Origin of the sequence: Stieleria bergensis, assembly GCA_007745635.1 — a bacterium.
Taxonomy (GTDB): domain Bacteria; phylum Planctomycetota; class Planctomycetia; order Pirellulales; family Pirellulaceae; genus Stieleria; species Stieleria bergensis.
Window position 1 is genome coordinate 6,108,001 of record CP036272.1, and the last position, 14,930, is coordinate 6,122,930.

Here is a 14,930-nt window from a genome sequence, read left to right on the forward strand (position 1 = left end):
TTATTGGTGCGTGCAAGCAGGGCCCCCTGCTGTTTTACCATCTGCCGTTTTGGTGGTCATCGAAAAACGGCGGCTGATGTCATGAACGCGATTCTAGAAAAGCGAGCAGGTCACGCAGCTCGCGCATGGTCAGCGAATCCACGGCGCCGGTGGGCATAAAAGACACCTTGGATTCGTACATCGCTTCGATCTCATCGCGATCGAAAGTGCGGTTCTGACCATTGGTATCACGCATCGCTTCCTTCGTTGACGATCGCAATCGAATGCCGGTAAAAACCTGTCCATCGGTCAACACAACTTGTCGCGGTTGATACTCTGGCGCCATCTCTAAACTGGGCTGCAGAATCGATTCCAACAAGAATTTACGTTTGCTATCGCGGCGTGACACTTCGCCGATGCGACTGAGGTCTGGACCAACGACATTACCGCGGCCACGATGCCGGTGACAGTTGGAACATTGCGTGACGTTCGCATGATGAAAGATGCGTTCACCGGCCGCAGGGTCCGCCGGCGATTGAATCTGCTCCAACTTCCTGAGCCATGCCGCTGTGTCCTGCACCGACGGACGTTGGGCTTTGACCATGTCTCGGTCCAGTAAAATCGCCACGCTGTCCGCAGAATCAGGAAACCGCTTCGCCAAACCTGCTAAACGCTGACGCTGCGGGGAATCAAGCTCGGCAAAGCGAAGCCCCCGCAACGCTTCTTCACGGATCATCTTCTGCTGATGCCCAGCCAGCTCCAACAGCGTCTGGAGATGCCGCTGAGCGATTGCCGACAAACCAACGATTGCCTCCGCACGCAGGCGGTCCGGCGTTTTGGGGTCAGTGGCCACCTGCTTCAAAAGCGTCTGCATCGGCAGTGGATTGGCAGCCATCACGCGAATCACTTCTAGCGAAAGCGAGGCATCTCCAATGGACAGCATCTTTTGCAGCACGGTGGCGTTCAGCGGTTTGGGCAAACGCTTGCTGGGCAGAGTCTGTCCCTTTTCGGAAACACGTGACTGCACTGGCAGCATCCGCAACGCGTAGGCTCGCAACTTCGGGCTGGCCTGTTCATCGAGCACACGCTGCAGCAAAAGGTCCGTGTCACGAACGCCTTTCTCCGGGTGACCAGCGAGCGTGTTCAGCGTCGCGATGGCGGCTTCAAATCGCCGATAGTCTAAATCATCATGCTCAAGTAACTGAGTGACTTCGGGTAACAATTCCGTCAAGTCCGAATCGGCGATCCAACGCAGGGCTTCAAACTGAATGGCCGGATCTGGATCGTCAAGAAACAAACGGGCACGCTCGACGGAACCGGGCGTGGCAATTTTCAGCGCCAGCAGTGCGCTGACTCGATCCGCTGGCTGCCACTGTGCAATTCGATCTGCTGAGAGCTGATCCGATTGACGCGCCAGGGCGATGATCGCCGAGCGAACAAGAAAGGGGTCAGAATCACGGGCAAGCTGTAGCAGTTCAGATCGGTCGGCAGATTTCGAACCGTCGCGAAGAGCCCGGGCGAACGATCGCTGTTGCTGACCTGGCTCGGTTTGCTTTGGCGACACCCACCCAGCGTTTCGCAAATCGATTTCCAGTTTCCACAATCGACCGTAGCCATGCGATTGATAGCGCCCATCCACCCAATCGGTTAAGTACCAAACCATTGTCTGGCGACCGGGACTGGCATTGCGTGGATCAGCAGCGATGCAGGCGGGCCGGAAATAGCGTCCGCCCTGGACCAGCGAAATCCGCTCGGCGGAGAAACTAGCGCCCAAAGGTGTCAACGGAAAGTAGTCGATCCGATGATCGCTCCAGGAGGGGACCAGCAAGCCATTACCGAGTGGCTGAATGCCGCATGGGGCTTCACCACAGGGACGAATCATCGGCAGCGTGCCAAGCAGTTCTCCATTCCAGCCGACGAAGGGATGGTGCGCCTCGTTTCCATAGCGACGTTGATAACCATAGTCACCGCCATCGATGATATGCAGCAATCGGCAGGGCGGGCGTTCACCGGGATCGTTTTCGGCTGCGAAGATTTCACCGTCATCTCGCACGCAGATCCCGAATGGATTCCAAAAGCCCTTGGCAATCCGTCGCAATTGACCACCCTCTGGCGCACATCGAAAAATCCCACCTTCGCCAGTCCCTGACACTTTATTTCCGTCACTACCGGTCAAGGTCCATCGTTTGGCAAAGTTTTCACCGATCCCAAAGATTAAATCGCCACTGGGATGCCAGGCCAAGGCTTCCAAGCCATTGTGAGGATAATCAGCTTCCGTCTCAAGTTCCGCGACCGTTTCAACAACGTCCGCTTGGTCGTCCCCATCACTGTCTTGCACGCGCAGGATCCTGTCGCGCAGCGCAAGATAAACCCAGCCGTCGCGTCCCAGTTCCAGATCCATGGTCGCCGCAGTGGCGTTGTAAAAAACCTGGCGTTTGAGATTCCCCTGGCCATCGGGCGTGAACACCAGCACCTCATCGTGCTTGGGGCCAACATAATCGTCGGGGCGAAAATGGGTGTGAGTGGCAACCAAATAGATTCGCCCTTGGGCATCGACATCAATCCCAGTCGGGGTGACCAATTCGGGGTGCTGGGCAAGTAACGTCAGCGACACCCCAGTCTGCTGAGTCTGGAGATTCGCTGGACGCGGATCGGCAACCACAACGAAGCTTGCACAAACCGATAACCCAAACACGATCGACCGGATGGAATTCAACATCACGCTGTTAGTTTTTTGGAGGATAAATGCCTAGGCTTTGGAGCCAACGGCCTGGCTGACATGATCGAAACCATCACGCCTGAGCAGTTGAGCGAGCCCTTCGTTGATTTGCTTGACCACCAAAGGCCCATGATAAACCAAGGCCGTGTACAACTGCACAAGGCTGGCGCCGTAACAGATTTTTTCGTACGCATCTTCAGCCGTGAAGACGCCGCCGGAGCCAATGATGATGTATCGCTCGCGATCCATTTGCTGATACAGCCGACGAAGACATCGGTTGAGCAGCTCCTTGACCGGTTGACCCGCAATCGCACCAGGCAGCTTTGCCAACGCGGCCGGGTCTGCGTGCAAGTTCAGCTCCGAGGGCTTGCCAGTGGGCAAGTTCACACTGAAACCAGCCACGCAACGATGCGGCCGGCACTGCAGCAACAGTTGCTCGATCTGGTCAGCCTGTTCGATGGGTGCAATTTTCAAAAAGACTGGTGTTGTGACCTGCAAGTCGTCGATCTGCTGAAGCAAGTTCGACAGGTTGCCTGGCCGGGCAAAGAAAGCTTGCTCATGTCCGGTGTTCGGGCAACTTAGGTTCAGCATCAAGTAGTCACAGTCATCATGCACCTGCTTGATCGTGCTGAGATAGTCTTCGATCACCGCTGAATCAGGGCAGGGCGGGGCAGCCGGACCATCGTTGGTCTTCACAACGTTCACGCCCAGCGGTTGCGTTTGCTGGAAACGTCTCAGTCGCTTGGCAACAGATTCCACTCCAGGATTGGGCAGCCCATAGTTGACAACGATGGCATTGTCAGAGGGCAAACGGAACAGCCTTGGTTTGGGGTTCCCCAATGAGGGACGCGCAGAGATCGATCCAATCTCCGCAAAGCCAAACCCCATGGATTCCAGCATCTTGAGTGCCGTCCCCTGTTTATCCCACCCGGCGGCGAGCCCCATGGGGTTGGAAAACGTTAGCCCCTGAAACTGCACCTTCAAACGGGGATCGTGGCACTGATACATCCTGCGCATCACCGCCGTCGCGCCAGGAACATGCCCGAGCATCCGACACAACGTCAAGCCAGCTTGATGCGCCATTTCAGCGGGCAACTGAAAGAGCAAGGGACGGACGAGGAGACGATAGAAATTCAACGTTCTTGATTCACTGACAAGAAGTGTTCAAAGAACGCATAAATGATGGCGTTCGACTGATCATCGGGCGAATGATTGGGGCGATTGCTCATCGCGACGCGGTTTTGCACTCCCAGGAGTTTGTTGACATCCAGGCTATGATTGAGTGCTTGCCAGCGTGTGGGCGGATCTTCACTGCCTCCGGAAACTAAAAAGGGACGCGGCGACATCAAGGCATGCAACTCGTGCAAATCACGCCCTTGTTCACGCAACTTGGGATACAAGCCACGAGCGGGATTCTGTTCACTGATCAGCCCACGTTGGCGCCACGGCTGAGGGTGATAGCCCAAGTACCAGGGCTCCCAATAATTGACACTGGGCCGGGACTCATCAAAGACAATGCCCGGATCCGACCAGGCTGCACAGGCAAATCGATCAAACAAACAGGAGGCAAACATGGCCCACTTGCCACCATACGAATGGCCAACGATCCCAATCCGTTTTGCATCCACTTGCTGTTGACTGGCGAGGACGTACCAGGCATTGGCCGCAGCGTAAGCCAGCATTGACAAAGGCTGTACATGGGCGTCTTCGATGCTGGGATAGAACAAACCATATTCGCGCCGCTCACTGGCCTCGGTCGTGCCGATCGACAGCGTGACAAATCCTCGGCGTGCTAACTGAATGGCAAAGTCGCGGTTTGGCTTGCCCTTGCCAATCGCTGTCTCGGGCTCATAAAACACCGTCAACACGGCTGGCAACGACTGATTCTGGCCTTGTGGAAGCAGCAGGTAACCGGTGGTCTCCTGATCGGGCAGCCAGCGGAAACGAATCGTCTGGATCACGATTCGCCCCTCGTCGATCGTTTGTTGATCAAGCACGGTGACCTTTGGCTCGGTCAGTAGCGGCGGCCACTTGCCGAGCAGACGCTGCCATTGCTGTCGCAGCTCCTGGCGTCGGCGCTGCCATTGCTGAGGTGATGTCACCTGCGAACCGTCCGCAAACAGCAGCGGAGAACGATAATCACCTCGCTGGCCAGCAAACTCAGCTGGTGGGGTGAAATAACGCTGGATCGTTGACCAACCGGATGCAGGCTGTATAGCTTCTGGTTCCTGCGCAGTGGCAATCAGCGGAATCGCAAGACAGACCAGAATCACGAAGCGTCTCAGGAAGCAGCACATCGCGGTGCTCATCGCTGCGTTCATCGCTGGCCGCCTCGTTTCAAATCATTGGTCCGAACCTCGATCAGTTTGTCGGCCAACAACTTCTCGAACGACTTCACGCGGTCGGCATGTTTGGGATCGTCAACCAAGTTGTGAAACTGTTGTGGATCATGCTGCATGTCGAACAACTCCGCGCCGCCACGCCCGTCTTCGCCGTATTGGATGTAGGCCCAGCCATCCTGTCGAATCAGAAATCCCCTTCGCATCGGTGCGACGCTAAAGGCGGCGTCGCGAACATCCGCATCGGCTGATTCGATGGTTGGCGTCAGGTCGACGCCCTGCAAACGATCGGGCACCTCCAGTCCACACAGCGAGGCCGTTGTTGGGTACAGATCAAGCAATTCCACCAAGCTATCGGAAACGGCCGGTTTCTGTCCAGGCACACAGATAATCAACGGCACCGTCGCGGACTCTTCGCGCAGTGAGACTTTGGCCCAAAAGTCATGCTCGCCCAAATGATAACCATGGTCACTGGTAAAGATCACAATGGTATTGTCTTTCAAGCCGTTGTCCTCCAGTGCTTGAAGAACCTTGCCGACCTGAGCGTCCATGAACGAGACTGCTGCGTAGTAGCCACCGACAGCTTTCTTCTGGCGGCGAAGATCCATTTTCATGTTCTTACTGGTTTTATAATTGATCCCTGGTTTCGGGATATCGTCCCAGTCGCCTTCGAGTTTTTCCGGCAACACCATGGAATCGTAAGGCAGGAACGGCTCGTAGTACTTGCGTGGGGAAACAAACGGGACATGAGGTCGCACAAAGCCGACGCCTAACCAGAAAGGCTTGTCCTTGTGCTGCGCAAGCAACTCGACTGCTTTCGCCGCAGCCTTTCCGTCGGCGTGTACTTCGTCGTCTCCGTCGGCTTCGACGACAACAAAGGTATTGCCTCCGACAACCGGCCGTTTCCCATCGGGGTTGCCTTCTAAAGTTTCGCCATCCCCCTTGGCTTTCCACTCAGGGCCGGGGCAATTAAAACGTTCAGTCCAAGAGGCCGCATCATCGGCACCGTTGAAATTGTCGTGTTTCTTGGGGTTGGTTCCCAATTCGACACCGCCCGGCACGCCCATGTGAAAGATCTTGCCGACCCGAGCCGAATAATAACCATTGTTTTTAAAGTGCTGGGACCACATCGCGCGATCACCAATGGCTGGCCGTGGGTTGGTGTACCCCAAGGTTCCGGTGGCGTGCGGATAGTAACCCGACATAAACGAGGCTCGCGAAGGACCGCAATAGGTTCCCTGACAGTAGGCTCGTGTATAACGGGTTCCACGAGCCGCCAACGAATCGATATGCGGTGTCTGGCAGACCTTGTTATCGTAACAGGACAAAGCCGTCGGGGTTAAATCGTCCGAGACAATCAACAGCACGTTGTATGGCTTGGTCGGTCGTTGCTCCTGTGCCTGACAGCGTCCCGCTGCGAGCACCGAGATCAAAAGAATGAATACCAGGGAACGGGTGTGAAGCATTGCGGGGTCTCTTTCAATTCAGCAAGTTCAATTCAGCAAGTCTTTCTCGCACGTCAGTCACCATCAGCTCCGAAGCACCCTTCAGATGCGTGATTGTTCCCCACCCGGGTTTCATCACCGCCCAACGGATGCTGTGCGGACGCCGACAGGATGATCGAAGCTTGGTCGGTCAACCAACTTTATCAGTGCAGAGAATGGCTTCATCTGAACACGGAGGGTTTTCCGAACATTTCCTGACGAGGACTTACTATTATGAGCAGTCCGGCCCGTTCCCTGGGCATGCAACTGACGTTTCCTTCGCGAATTTGAATGATGATGGTGAAATCCGCATTTCTGCTTGCCCTTTCCATGACCGCGTTTGCCATCCTGACGGGGCACGCAGGTGAATCGAATGCAAATGAGCGTCCCAATATTCTGTTGGTGATGGCCGACGACCAGGGCTATGGCGATGCGGGCTATAACGACCATCCCTTCGTTAAGACGCCACACTTAGACGCAATGGCCCGTGACGGAGTCGTCTTCGATCATTTTTATGCCGCTGCCCCCGTCTGCAGTCCCACGCGGGCCAGCGTGATGACTGGCCGCCATCCATTTCGCTGCAATGTGCCCAACCATGGACATTACATGCACCCTGCGGAATCGACGATCGCCGAAGCACTTCAATCCGTAGGCTATGTGACGGGGCATTTTGGCAAATGGCACATTGGCTCGGTTCAACCTGAGAGCGCAACGTCGCCCGGTGGAGCGGGGTTTGATGAATGGCTCAGTGGATTGAATTTCTTTGACAACGATCCGTACTTAAGCCACAACGGGACCTACAAGAAACTTGAAGGACCAGGATCGGTCATCAGCATGGACGCCACCTTGGAGTTTTTGCGCAAGCACGCCAAAGGTGACCAACCGATGTTTGCCGTGACGTGGTTCCCAGCACCTCATGATCCGCACCAAGAGATCCCTCAAGCGACCGATGGTGCGGCGACCATGTATCAGAAAGAAGCTGGCAAGAAGGCCGGTTACTATCGCGAGATCACGTTACTGGATCAGCAAGTGGGGCGTTTGCGCGGGGCACTGAAGGAGCTAGAGATCGCCGACAACACGCTGTTGTTTTACTGCAGCGATAACGGTGGCTTGAACCCACAAACCTCAGGTGGCCGAGCGATGAAGGGCAGCATCTACGAAGGTGGCTTGCGGGTGCCGGCCATCCTGCAATGGCCGAGCCGCTATCAACACCAAGTCATCGCCACACCTGCTTCGACCTGTGACCTGTACCCCACACTCCTGGCGGTGGCCGACGTTGAAATCGAAGACCAACCGACACTCGATGGAATCAACCTGTTACCGATCTTGGCGGGTAAACAAGACCAGCGCCCTCCGCTTGGATTCTGGCACGGGCACTCGCAAGGACAAAGCACCTGGAGCGATCGCATCATCAAGTCGCTCAAAGAAGCTCAGGATGCAGGCAAGCCCAACCCGCTCCCACAACGGGTCTTAAAAAATGTGTACCAGTACCCCAAATTTGATCGCAATCAAGCAACACGCGGTCATGCAGCGTGGAACAAGTGGCCCTGGAAACTTCATCGGATCGAAAACAAAGGCCGGGTCCGCTGGGAGCTTTACAACCTAGCGGATGATCCGATGGAACGCGCCGACGTTAGCGGTGATGCTCCGGACGTGCTGGAGAGCATGCAAAAAGAACTGGAAGCGTGGCAAAAAAGCGTCCTGCAGAGCTGGTCGGGTGCGGATTACGGTGACCAAAAGACCGGCGTAAGGTGAAGCCGCTGAATCGCAAGGTCAGTGAATCGGCAAGTTGTCGGCGTCGAACGCATCGGGCAATAACTGACTTAAGCGACGGATCTGCCGGGCGCCGGTCAAGACGTCGACCATGATCACTTGCAAGTCGCAGCGAAATTCGCTTAGGAACTGCCGGCAGGCTCCGCAGGGAGATGCACCGCCGGCGGTGGCAATCGCGATCGCTTGAAATTGCTGGTACCCTTCGTTCACGGCCGTACAGATCGCGGCTCGCTCCGCACAAATCGTCAAACCATAGCTTGCGTTTTCGACGTTACACCCGGTCACGATGGCCCCTTCAGGAATCCAAACCGCTGCACCAACGTCGAATTGGCTATGCGGAGCATAGGCCATTTGCCGAGCGTTGATCGCGTGTTGAACAAGCGTGTCGATCTGTTCGGGAGCTAATTCCTGCATGTGTTCGGCTCTGATTGGATGGTTAATCGGAAGCAGTCACACGTTAGTGTCGGACAAATCTCGACACCAAGTCAATGTGATTCCAACCCCTGCCATAATTCACCGCAGCGGGCTGGTTGGGGGTCATGGAAACAGTGAGATCGCGAACCGAAAAACCTGTGGTCACTGCATTAGCCGTTTGGCCCGGTTGTTTGATGCGACTGCCTCGGTGACCCAAACCGTGGCTAACGCCAAAACGGCTGACGGGGTTAGCTTGGGACGGTGGTGGATTCTAGATCCTGAAACAACGGTGGCGTTTCAATGGGTTGATCGCAGAGCCTAACGGCCTGCTGTAACTGGCTCGCATATTCGCTGTGCAACGCGACCGGAGCGTGTAGCGTCAGCGTCGGATCACCGGGATGAACTTGATCGCCGATCCCGACGTGCATCGTGATGCCAACCGAGTGATCGATTGCATCGCCAACTTGACGTCGCCCACCGCCTAATCCAATGATCGCCTGGCCGATCGCAGCACAGTTGATCGATTGCACAGAGCCATGCTGTTTGGCCGTCAGTGTTAGCGCGGGTGCAACGGACAGGGGAAACTTCGCTTGTCCACCTTGAGCGTCCACCATCATGCAGAACCGTTCCATCACCTCACCGCTGGCCAAGTGAGCGTCCAGTCGTGCTTCCGCTTGGCTGCGATTGGTTTCCACGCCGACTTGCAACAAAGAAGTTGCGGCCAGATACCTTGTCAAACGATACAAGCGATCCAGCGCTGGGGCATTGAATCCGCTGCCATGAAATCCTTCGCCGCGCATCAATTGCGCTGACTCGTTGACTTCGATCGCATTGCCGACGGCCTGACCGAGCGGCTGATTCATATCGCTCAGAACTGCCTTGGTGGGCAAGCCTGCAGCAGCTCCCACGCTGCACAAACGGCTGGCCAGTTCGCGGGCGTCCTGAAACGTCTTCATAAAGGCTGCGTCACCATATTTCACGTCCATGACCAGGGCATCTAAGTTGGCGGCAAGTTTTTTGCTCAAGATGCTAGCGGTGATCAACCCGATGGACTCAACGGTTGCGGTAACATCGCGCAGTGCGTACAGCCGCCGATCGGCAGGGGCGACCGTTTCATTGGCAGCGATGATGGTTGCCCCGGCGATTGTGAGCACCTGATCGGATTGAGCATCGTTCAAATCGACTTGAAAGCCGGGAATCGATTCCAACTTATCCAGCGTTCCGCCGGTCAGCCCCAACCCACGACCGCTAATCATCGGCACGTGGACACCGCAGCAAGCCAGCCAGGGTGCCAGGATCAACGAGACCTTGTCTCCCAGCCCACCGCTACTATGTTTGTCCACACGCGGCATTTCGTCGGACACGGTGCGTGAAAGTTGCTGGCCACTTTCGAACATCGACCGGGTCAACCACGCGCATTCTTGGTCGTTCATGCCACGCAAGCAAACGGCCATCGCAAATGCCGACATTTGATAGTCTGCTACAGTTCCTTGACAATAGCCGGCGATCAGAAACTGAATCTCAGGTTCAGTCATCGCGTGGCCGTCGCGTTTTTTGGCGATCAGATTGGCAACAATCATGTTTGGATCATTCCCTAAAAGCGTTACGGGATCGCTGGTCAAACTACAAACCAAGAACCAGACTCGTTATAACCACATCGAGAGGGCGTTTCGCCCTTGATGAGTGATCCTGGTGTGGCTGTTTTAACATGGCTGTCTAAGCCCGGTCACCGTGGTCGTCATTTTGCTTCTTTGTTTTACACGATTGGTTATCGCGAATCATGCCTTTCAATCGAAACCTTGTTGGATGCAAATCCATTGCCCTGTTGCTGGTCTTTTCAATGCTCTGGGTGAATGACGTCACCGTTGAGGCTCAGCAGACATCCAGTGACGAAGCTCCTGCAAACCCAAGAGCGAACCCGCCCTCGGAAGCCGAAGTGATGGCGGCATTGCAAGCCGGCCCACGAGCGCTGTCGATGGCGTTTCGCATGGCAGCCAAACGAGCGACCCCATCGGTTGCATTGCTTTATGTCTACGGACAGAACTCCGAGACGCAACAAGAACAGCAGGAAACCGACCTCGATAAACCACTGCTGCCCATCAATCCCGAACAAGCGCCTGCGGCACCAGCCAATGAGGCGCCGTTATCGGGGATCGGCTCAGGTGTATTGATCTCCACCGATGGCTTGATCCTGACCAACAATCATGTGATCAACAACGCCTCGCGCGTCGTCGTGCAGCTGGCCGATGAAACTCGTTTGGATGCGAAAGTGATCCACGGGGATTCGCAAAGCGACGTGGCCATCGTGCGTGTCGAATCTGAAACCGATTTACCAGCGATGGAATTGGGTGATTCAGATCAGCTTGAGATCGGTGATTGGGTGTTGGCGATTGGCAGCCCGTTCCGTTTGGAAGCGACCGTGAGTGCGGGAATCATCAGCGGCAAGAATCGCCGCATGAAACGAATTCCTCGTAGCAACATGCTACAAACCGATGCCGCAATCAATCCCGGAAATTCGGGCGGCGCTCTGATCGACCTGGATGGAAAAGTCGTGGGCATCAGCACCGCGATTGCCAGCCAAAATGGTTTCTTCCAAGGTGTCGGGTTTGCGATTCCAATCAATCAAGCGATTTGGATCGCTCGTGAATTGGATCAACATGGCGAAGTTCGCCGCGCCGGGATTGGCACAACCTTGGCAGAATTGAATCCGCGTATCGCGGCGAAGTTCAAGCTGACCCCCTATTCAGGCATCTTGGTGTACCAAGTTGTTAAAGATTCGGTCGCTGAAAAAGCGGGCATCCAGCCATTGGATGTGATCGTGGAATTTGCCGGAGAACCCGTCCGCGACTCCGCTGCGCTTCAAGAAGCAATTGAGCGCAAGCCGATCGGTTCTAAGCAGGAGATTGTGATTCGCCGCAAAGGCAAAACGCTCACCTTGAACGTCCAACTGGCAACTGTCGATGATCCGACAGGCAAAAATCGGTCCAGCGACAACGCTGAGACCGAGGCCACCGACGAATCACCCGAATGAATGCCTGGCATGTGGCGGTTGTCTTGGCGCAACAGTCATTTATTGAGGTGCTTGTGAACGCTCTGCAATCGGGCGCTCAGTCACTGGGGCGTCGATCCGCGTTGCCCCAGGAAATGAACACTTCTAGAATTCGCAACAGCAAATCTCGCACCGGGAAGATTCCCATTAAGATAGACTGTGCGGGTTAAGGAAGATTTGCCGGCTGGAGACAATTGGCAGCTCACGTCCCCCCATACAGAACCAGTCGGACCTCGCTTGCCTGGCAATGGCATCAGTCATTGCTGATCGAGCCTAATTCCGACCGATAGACCAAAACACAGCCACCGGCGGTGACTTGAACGAGTGCCAAAGGTGTGTGGTTTTATTAATTTGACTCATGCAAACTGGATTTCGCCCAATGCCTTGTCATCTGCCATGCATTTTCAGTGTGCGAATGCTGACCAAAGCGTCTGCATTTTTGGCACTTTCAGCACTCGCCAGCACCGGCCTGGCCCAAGAGACGACCACGATCCCGGCGCTGCCCAACGGCGAGAAACAGAGGGTTGAACTCAAGCCGGCTCCGGAGGACAGCTCGATCACCAGGATCATTGCCAGTCGCGTGCCAATGCTGCACGTCTCGCGGCACCCCTTGGATGACCAGATGAGCGAGCGCGCGTTGACGCTGTTCCTGGATCGTTTCGACCCGCTGAAACTGTACTTCTATCAGTCTGACATCGACCAGTTTCGCGCCTACAAAGACAACATCGACGACTGGGTGAAGAATGGCAAATTAGACCTGGCGTTCAAGATCTTTGAACGGTTTGCTCAACGCGTCGACGAACGCGTCGAAACAGCACTGACGTTGCTTGATGGCGATTTCGATTTCTCCAAAGAAGAATTCGTTGTCGCTGACGGAGAAGACGCCAGCTACGCCGTGACGCCCAAGGACGCCGAAGACCGCTGGCGCCGTCAGATCAAGTACGCCCTGCTGGAACTGAAAGATGACGACACCGAAGGTGAAGAAGCACGCGATTTGCTGCGTCGGCGTTACAAACGTCTTTCACGTCGATTCGCTTCATTCAAGAGCGCTGACCTGCTGGAAGCCTACCTGACATCGATCACCAATGCCTACGACCCGCACTCAACCTACATGTCAGCCAGTACGCTGGACGACTTCAACATCCAAATGGGGCTGAAGCTGCAAGGCATCGGCGCCGCCCTGCGTGAGAAAGATGGCAGCACCGTGGTCACCTCTGTGATCGCTGGCGGTGCAGCCGATCTAGACAAACGACTCAAGCCCGATGATGTGATCATCTCCGTCGGACAAGGCGCCGAAGGCGACATGGTGGACATTGTTGAGATGCCACTGAAAGACGTTGTCAATCTGATTCGCGGCAACGCGGGCACTGTGGTTCGCCTTGGTGTGAAAGTTGGCGGAGCTGGCGAAACCACGGTCTACCAAATCACTCGCGCAGAAGTGGAACTGGCCGAGAGTGCCGCTCGTGGACAAATCATTGAGCACGAGACTGCCGATGGTGGCAAACGCAAAATCGGCTTCATCAGCCTGCCCAGTTTCTACATGGACATGGAAGCAGCTCGTGAAAACCGCGCGGATTTCCGCAGCAGCACAGCAGATGTTCGCAAAATCCTGGTCGACTTCAAAGAGAAAGGCGTTGATGCAGTTGTCTTGGACCTGAGCCGCAATGGTGGTGGCTCGCTGGTCGAAGCGATCAGCCTGACCGGATTGTTCATCAACCGTGGGCCCGTTGTTCAAGTCAAAGACTTCAACAACGACGTCCAAATCTATGACGATGAACGTGCTGGCACCGTTTGGAGCGGCCCGCTGGTCATCCTGACCAGCAAGTTCAGCGCAAGTGCCAGCGAAATTCTGGCCGGTGCGATTCAAGATTATCGCCGTGGTATCATCGTCGGTGACCCTGCGACCCACGGTAAAGGCACTGTGCAATCACTGATCGACGTCGCTGAGCGATTGCTGATGATGAAACGCCAGAACTTTGGTGCTCTGAAAGTGACGTTGCAGCAATTCTACCTGCCTGATGGCGCCAGCACCCAACGTGACGGTGTCCCGGCAGACATTGTGTTGCCAAGCATCAGCCAAAAGCTGGATGTGGGCGAAGGCGACTTGAAGTTCGCGCTGCCTGCCGACCGAATCCCTGCCGCCAAGCACGAAGTCTATTCACTGGCCCCAGAATCCATGCTGACAGACCTGCGGAAGAAATCGATCGCGCGAATCGAATCCGACGACGAGTTCAAAGACTTGATGCGTCGCGTCGAACTGTTCGTGAAGCAGAAGAACGACAAAGTCATTCCGCTGGAAGAATCCGCCTTCCTGGCTCGCCGAGCTGAACTGGATTCGCAGAAGGAAAAAGAGAAGGAAGCGGAAGAGTTGCAAGATAGCTCAGAAGTGTATCGCGACACGTTCTACAACCGCGAAGTGCTGAACATCGCTGTAGACTACATCGATGCACTCCGCAGCAAAGACCTGGCACTGAAAGACTAGTGCCGGGCTGAGTGGCTAAGGCCGGTTTCAACCGGCATGGTGCCCCGACCGAAAGACCGTCTCAATCAGCGACCAGCTGATTGAGACGATGCATCGTTGCCGTCCGAGCGCGCACCAATGAACAACGCCAACGGCCAACAAGAAAGCGTCCGCTCAGCCGCGAAAAACTTCTCTGATAGCGGCCTGATTGATTGCGAAAATCGAATCGGTGCGTGCAAGCACGCACCCTCCAACGGACTAAATCAGCAAGCCCTAAGTTGATTGCGGGATTGATTTCCGAGCGGAGCAGTATGCAGCCCGGCCCCGGCAGACCATTTGATTGAGACACAAAAAAACCGTGCTTGGAAACAAGCACGGTTTTTTATTGTCTTGGGACAGAAGGTCGGGCGACTTACTTCTTGTCGTCGTCGGCCTTTTTGACCTTCTTTTTCTTCTTCAACGAGACTTTCACCACGCGAACCTTAGGCATGCCCAAGATGCTGTCTTCTTCGTTGAACTTGTCACGTTGTTGCAACTGGGCGATCCGCTCGGCTCGAGTCAGTACGTTACGCGCCTTGATCGCCCCAGCACGCACCTTCAGGCTGCGATCTAGCGTCATGGTAGCTGCCTCGGCATGAGAAAGGGTGTTATGGGGATTGTGGCCAAACTGTCCAGCCACGTTGGTTTCGGGCCGCGAATCCTAATGGCTTGT

At 55.4% G+C, this 14,930-nt stretch carries 10 protein-coding genes; 3 read left to right on the plus strand and 7 right to left on the minus strand.

All coding sequences use genetic code 11. The annotated features are described in order from the left end of the window. Nucleotides 1-79 precede the first annotated feature (79 nt). Genes SV7mr_RS21395 through SV7mr_RS21410 form a run of 4 tightly spaced genes read right to left on the minus strand, consistent with a single transcriptional unit; the run spans nt 80 to nt 6,503 of the window. Nucleotides 80-2,698 (minus strand): PVC-type heme-binding CxxCH protein, encoded by a 2,619-nt coding sequence (locus SV7mr_RS21395; protein WP_145276526.1) that lies wholly within the window; start codon nt 2,696-2,698, stop codon nt 80-82. Nucleotides 2,699-2,728: 30 nt separating this feature from the next. Further along, nucleotides 2,729-3,835, minus strand: coding sequence for a quinone-dependent dihydroorotate dehydrogenase (locus SV7mr_RS21400; protein WP_145276528.1), 1,107 nt, complete (start codon nt 3,833-3,835; stop codon nt 2,729-2,731). Beyond that, nucleotides 3,832-5,019, minus strand: coding sequence for a prolyl oligopeptidase family serine peptidase (locus tag SV7mr_RS21405; protein ID WP_145276530.1), 1,188 nt, complete (start codon nt 5,017-5,019; stop codon nt 3,832-3,834). The genes SV7mr_RS21400 and SV7mr_RS21405 overlap by 4 nt, the downstream gene beginning before the upstream one ends. Further along, a complete protein-coding gene (locus SV7mr_RS21410; protein ID WP_145276532.1) occupies nt 5,016-6,503 on the minus strand; it encodes a sulfatase in 1,488 nt (495 codons plus the stop codon). Before SV7mr_RS21410 ends, SV7mr_RS21405 begins: the two co-directional genes overlap by 4 nt. A 348-nt stretch (nt 6,504-6,851) precedes the next feature. On the opposite strand from SV7mr_RS21410, the gene SV7mr_RS21415 reads away from it, so the two are divergent. Then, the gene (locus SV7mr_RS21415) at nt 6,852-8,276 is read left to right on the plus strand and encodes a sulfatase family protein (protein WP_419187727.1); all 1,425 of its coding nucleotides are present in this window, start codon (nt 6,852-6,854) and stop codon (nt 8,274-8,276) included. A gap of 18 nt (nt 8,277-8,294) precedes the next feature. Here SV7mr_RS21415 and SV7mr_RS21420 read toward each other — a convergent pair whose 3' ends face one another. Together SV7mr_RS21420 and SV7mr_RS21425 are read right to left on the minus strand one after the other, a co-directional pair. Continuing rightward, entirely contained in the window at nt 8,295-8,744 is a 450-nt protein-coding gene (locus tag SV7mr_RS21420; protein ID WP_419188493.1) for a cytidine deaminase, read from the minus strand. 212 nt (nt 8,745-8,956) lie between these two features. Further along, nucleotides 8,957-10,288 (minus strand): thymidine phosphorylase, encoded by a 1,332-nt coding sequence (locus tag SV7mr_RS21425; RefSeq protein ID WP_145276536.1) that lies wholly within the window; start codon nt 10,286-10,288, stop codon nt 8,957-8,959. Between the two features lie 200 nt (nt 10,289-10,488). Here SV7mr_RS21425 and SV7mr_RS21430 point away from each other — a divergent pair, with 200 nt between their 5' ends. Then, nucleotides 10,489-11,739 carry a S1C family serine protease gene (locus SV7mr_RS21430; RefSeq protein WP_145276538.1) on the plus strand — a complete coding sequence of 417 codons (1,251 nt, stop codon included), beginning with the start codon at nt 10,489-10,491 and terminating at the stop codon, nt 11,737-11,739. A 376-nt stretch (nt 11,740-12,115) separates the two neighbouring features. After that, nucleotides 12,116-14,239 carry a carboxy terminal-processing peptidase gene (locus SV7mr_RS21435; protein WP_419187728.1) on the plus strand — a complete coding sequence of 708 codons (2,124 nt, stop codon included), beginning with the start codon at nt 12,116-12,118 and terminating at the stop codon, nt 14,237-14,239. 391 nt (nt 14,240-14,630) lie between these two features. Here SV7mr_RS21435 and SV7mr_RS21440 read toward each other — a convergent pair whose 3' ends face one another. Beyond that, on the minus strand, nt 14,631-14,837 hold the full coding sequence (locus tag SV7mr_RS21440; RefSeq protein ID WP_145276542.1) for a small basic protein: 207 nt from the start codon (nt 14,835-14,837) through the stop codon (nt 14,631-14,633). Between the last annotated feature and the right edge of the window lie 93 nt (nt 14,838-14,930).